Consider the following 4392-nt stretch of genomic DNA (forward strand, 5'->3'; position numbering starts at 1 on the left):
GTCGGAGGCCGACGGACGCAGAAGGGACTCGGCCGGGTTCCGGCCGAGCCCCTTCAAAAACGTAACGCCGACCTGCGAGGGTGCACCGCCCGCCGGTCATGGCGAACTGGTAGTGGCCACTGGTTCAGGCCTTCTTCGTCTCCCAGAAGATCTTGTCGACCTGGGCGATGTAGTCGAGGGCCTTCTGGCCGGTCGCCGGGTCCGTGGAACCCTTCGCCGTGGAGAGGGCCTTGAGGGTGTCGTTGACCAGCTGGTGGAGCTCCGGGTACTTCTCGAAGTGCGGCGGCTTGAAGTAGTCGCTCCACAGCACCGAGACGTGGTGCTTGGCGAGCTCGGCGCGCTGCTCCTTGATGGTCGTCGCCCGGGCCTGGAAGTGAGGGTCGTCGTTGCCGGCCATCTTTTCCTGGATGGCCTTCACCGACTCCGCCTCGATGCGGGCCTGGGCCGGGTCGTACACACCGCAGGGCAGGTCGCAGTGTGCGCTGACCTTGACCTTGGGGGCAAACAGGCGGGAGAGCATTGAGCTGTCCTTCCTCGTGATCGTCTTCTCAGGTGGGACATTACTCCGTGCTGGACGGGATTTCGCGAGTGCCCCCATGGGCTTAGGACAAAAGTCCGGGTTGGGAACTGCTGCCGATGTACTGAGCAGCGGTGGCTCCTGATGACTGTGAGTGAGTGCCAGGGCCGGACGCGTGTCCACTGTGCGTTCGGGAGGGTCTCCTCTGTCACGGGTGGCGTTTCGGTCTCTGCTCTTCGGGAGGGGAACTGGGGTTCTTGGGTCGAATGGGTGACCTTTACGGATGGGGCTCGTTGACTGCTGTGATGGGGATCTTCGTCGTGCGGGGGTGAACGGGTGGACAGGTTGCGGGAGTTGGCGGCGTCGTTCGTGGTGCCCGGCCCCGCCGGGGTGGCCATCCGGGACCGGCTGCGGGTCTCGGAGACCGACGCGGCCGTGCTGCGTGAGGTCGGCATGTTCCTCGGATCGCTGGCCCGCGGGGATCTGGCGCGGCGGTCTCGGCAGGGTGGGGCGCACGATGCCGCCTCCTGGGCGGTGCGCAAGCGGGAGCTGACCAGCAAGTCGTCGGCGCGCTGGGCGGGCAGTATCACCAAGGCCACCCACGACCAGTGGGCGCTGGCCCGGCGCGGCCAGGCCGCGCATCTGGCCTGGCTGCGGGGGCAGATCGCGTCGATCGAGGCGCGGCTGGCCCGGCCGCTGGGCGCCAAGGCGAACAAGCGGGAAGGCCTGGTGCGCGGCTACGGCTCGCGCGCCGAGTGGCATGCCAAGTCCCGCCGCCTGCACGCTCTGAAGGACCGTCTCGTCTCGGTGGAGGCGGACTGGGTGGCGGGCCGGGTGCGTGTGGTGCGCGGCGGCAAGCAACTCGCCCAGGCACGCCACCATCTGGCGGCGGCCGGGCTGGACGAAGCGGCGTGGCGCCAGCGGTGGCAGGCGCAGCGGATGTTCCTGGCCGCGGACGGGGAGTCCGGCAAACGCTTCGGCAACGAAACCCTCCGCGTCACCGACACCGGACGGCTCTCGATCAAACTCCCGGCTGCGCTGGCCCACCTGGCCAACGCCCCGCACGGCCGGTACGTGCTGGACGCGACCGTGGCGTTCCAACATCGCGGGCAGGAGTGGCAGGATCGGATCACCGCCAACCGGGCAGTGGCCTATCGCATCCACCACGATGTGGCGCGCGGCCGCTGGTATGTCACCGCCGCCTGGCAGCGCGCGACCGCCCTGGTGCTGCCGCTGGAGGCAGCCCTGGCCCGGGGCGTGGTGGGGGTGGACATGAACGACGACCACCTGGCCGCCTGGCACCTGGATGTGCACGGCAATCCGGTCGGCGAGCCCCAACGCTTCTTCTACGACCTCTCAGGCAGCGCGGAGCACCGGGACGCACAGATCCGGCACGCGCTGAGCCGACTGCTGCACCACACCCAACGCTGCGGGGCGGCCGCGATCGCCCTGGAGGACCTCGACTTCACCGACGGCACAAGCCGGGAGAAGCACGGCCGCAACAAACGCTTCCGCCGCCTGCTCTCCCGTTTCCCCACCGCGAAACTCAAGGCCCGGCTGGTGTCGATGGCCGCCGAACAGGACATCGCCATCGTCGCGGTGGATCCGGCGTACACCAGCCGGTGGGGTGCCCAGTACTGGCAGAAACCCTTGACCACCCCACGACGCAAGATTTCCCGACACGATGCGGCGAGCATCGCGATCGGGCGACGCGCTCTCGGGTATCCGATCCCGCGACGGACGGCACCGCCCCACCCCGACCAGAGCGATCGTGGTGGGCATCGGACCGTCCAGGCCCGACCGGAGACCCGAAGGCGTGAGGAACCCCGCCCCCACCTGCCCGGACCGCGCACCGGATGCGCGCCGCCCGGCGGTGGAGCGAAAGCGGGCGACCAGCGTGCCCAACACCGTTCGGGGCACGCGACTGAGCATGAGTCTTGGCACCAGGACTCACTACCGCTCGGTATTTAGGAACGGTCAGACTGAGACTGGTGGAGGATCGGACCGGGGAGGTGCCGGTGATGCCGGAGCTGTCGCAGGAGACCGAGCGCGGGAGGGCTGTCTTGCCTTTCGGGGTGGCCGAAGTGACCGGGCCGTCCATGGTGCCCACGCTGTATCACGGGGACCGGCTCGTGGTGCAGTACGGGGCCCGCATCAGGCCCGGTGAGGTGGTCGTTCTGCGCCATCCGTTCCAGCAGGACCTGCTGGTCGTCAAGCGTGCCGTGGAGCGGCGCGAGGGCGGCTGGTGGGTGCTCGGGGACAACGCGTACGCGGGCGGGGACAGCACGGACTACGGGACCGTGCCCGAGGAACTCGTCCTCGGGAAGGTGTGGTTCCGTTACCGGCCCCTCCGGGACGGTCAGCGTTCGCCGTTCGCGGTCGCCCGCTGGGCGCTCTCGGCGGCGCGGCCGGTGTTCGCCGACCGGTCGGCCTCCAGGCGTTTGCGGGCCCGGTAGGCGGCGACGTTGGCGCGGGTGGCGCAGCGGTCCGAGCAGTAGCGGCGGGAACGGTTCGTCGAGGTGTCGAGGTAGGCGTTGCGGCACGGTGCGGCCTCGCACAGGCCGAGGCGGTCCACGCCGTACTCGGTGAGGTGGAAGGCCAGGCCCATCGCGGCGATCGCGGCATAGCCGGCGGTCGCGTTCGAGGGGTGGTCCGCCAGGTGCATGTGCCACAGCGGGCGGCCGTCGTCGTCCCGGAAGTCGTGCCCGGAGATCTGCGGGCTCACCGGGAACTCCAGCAGGAGTGAGTTCAGCAGGTCCACGGCGAGCGTCTCGTCGCCCGTGTCGGCCGCCTCGAACACCGCGCGCAGCCGGGCCCGTACGCCCCTGAAGCGCGTGACGTCGGCGTCCGTGGCGCGCCGAGCCGCCGACTCCTTGCCCCCGAAGAGGTCGCGGACGGCCTCGACCGAGGTGAGCGAGTCCTTGCCCCGGGCCGGTTCCTCGCTGTTGACGAGACGTACGGCGTAGTCCGAGTAATAGGCCAGTTCCACTTGTAGTCCTTACGAGGGCGCTCTATGGTCGTCGTGCGAGCGAGTAATGGCTGACTGTGATTCCAGGGTATTACTCCTGGAGGGGAGGGGCGTCCATGACCACCGTGACCGGAGCCGACTGGCATGCCTGGCAGGAGAGCTGGGACCGGCAGCAGGAGTGGTACCTCCCGGATCGTGAGGAACGCTTCCGGGTCATGCTCGACATGGTCGAGGCCCTGGTGGGCCCCACACCGCGCGTACTCGACCTCGCGTGCGGTACGGGAAGTATCACGGCCCGGCTCTTGGAAAGGTTCCCGGAGGCCGTCAGCACCGGGGTCGACCTCGACCCGGCGCTCCTGGCCATCGCCGAGGGCACCTTCGCGGACGACGAGCGCGTCACGTTCGTCACGGCGGACCTGAAGGACCCCGACTGGACGACGAAGCTGCCCTACGACTCGTACGACGCCGTCCTCACCGCGACCGCCCTCCACTGGCTGCACAGCGAACCCCTCGCGGCCCTCTACGGTCAGATCGCGGCACTCGTCCGCGACGGCGGTGTGTTCATGAACGCGGACCACATGATCGACGAGTCGACCCCGAAGATCAACGCCGCGGAGCGTGCGCAGCGGCAGGAGCGCATGAATCGGGCCAAGGCGGGCGGTGTGCTCGGCTGGACCGAGTGGTGGCAGCTCGCCGGCCAGGACCCGGTACTCGCCGAACCGACGGCCCGCCGTTTCGAGATCTACGGAGAGCACGCCGACGGCGACACCCCGTCGCTCGAGTGGCACGCGCGCGTGCTGCGCGAAAAGGGCTTCGCCGAGGCTCGGGCCGTGTGGCGCTCGCCGTCGGACGCGGTGGTCTTGGCCCTCAAGTAGCCCTTCGTCCCTGGGGGCTCCGCCCCCAGACC

The 4392-nt window shown here is 69.5% G+C and carries 5 protein-coding genes; 3 read left to right on the top strand and 2 right to left on the bottom strand.

The features are described 5' to 3' along the window. Positions 1 to 124: 124 nt before the first annotated feature. A complete protein-coding gene (gene sodN / locus G5C60_RS49610; RefSeq protein WP_165270727.1) occupies positions 125 to 520 on the bottom strand; it encodes a superoxide dismutase, Ni in 396 nt (131 codons plus the stop codon). A gap of 333 nt (positions 521 to 853) precedes the next feature. Between sodN and G5C60_RS49615 the strand changes: the two genes are divergently transcribed. Further along, positions 854 to 2488 carry a transposase gene (locus G5C60_RS49615; protein WP_338146153.1) on the top strand — a complete coding sequence of 545 codons (1635 nt, stop codon included), beginning with the start codon at positions 854 to 856 and terminating at the stop codon, positions 2486 to 2488. 50 nt (positions 2489 to 2538) lie between these two features. Beyond that, a complete protein-coding gene (sodX, locus tag G5C60_RS49620; protein WP_165270733.1) occupies positions 2539 to 2973 on the top strand; it encodes a nickel-type superoxide dismutase maturation protease in 435 nt (144 codons plus the stop codon). Here the strand turns inward: sodX and G5C60_RS49625 are convergent. After that, complete coding sequence (locus G5C60_RS49625; RefSeq protein WP_165270729.1) at positions 2877 to 3506, bottom strand: ABATE domain-containing protein; 630 nt, start codon at positions 3504 to 3506, stop codon at positions 2877 to 2879. The genes sodX and G5C60_RS49625 overlap by 97 nt on opposite strands. A gap of 95 nt (positions 3507 to 3601) precedes the next feature. Here G5C60_RS49625 and G5C60_RS49630 point away from each other — a divergent pair, with 95 nt between their 5' ends. After that, positions 3602 to 4360, top strand: a complete 759-nt coding sequence (locus G5C60_RS49630) for a class I SAM-dependent methyltransferase (RefSeq protein WP_165270731.1) — start codon at positions 3602 to 3604, stop codon at positions 4358 to 4360. Positions 4361 to 4392 lie beyond the last annotated feature (32 nt).

It is taken from the genome of Streptomyces scabichelini (assembly GCF_011045015.1).
GTDB lineage: Bacteria > Actinomycetota > Actinomycetes > Streptomycetales > Streptomycetaceae > Streptomyces > Streptomyces scabichelini.

Coding starts and splice junctions, on each gene's coding strand:
- sodN (WP_165270727.1), bottom strand. CDS start 520: ATGCTCTCCCGCCTGTTTGCCCCCAAGGTCAAGGTCAGCGCACACTGC.
- sodX (WP_165270733.1), top strand. CDS start 2,539: ATGCCGGAGCTGTCGCAGGAGACCGAGCGCGGGAGGGCTGTCTTGCCT.
- G5C60_RS49630 (WP_165270731.1), top strand. CDS start 3,602: ATGACCACCGTGACCGGAGCCGACTGGCATGCCTGGCAGGAGAGCTGG.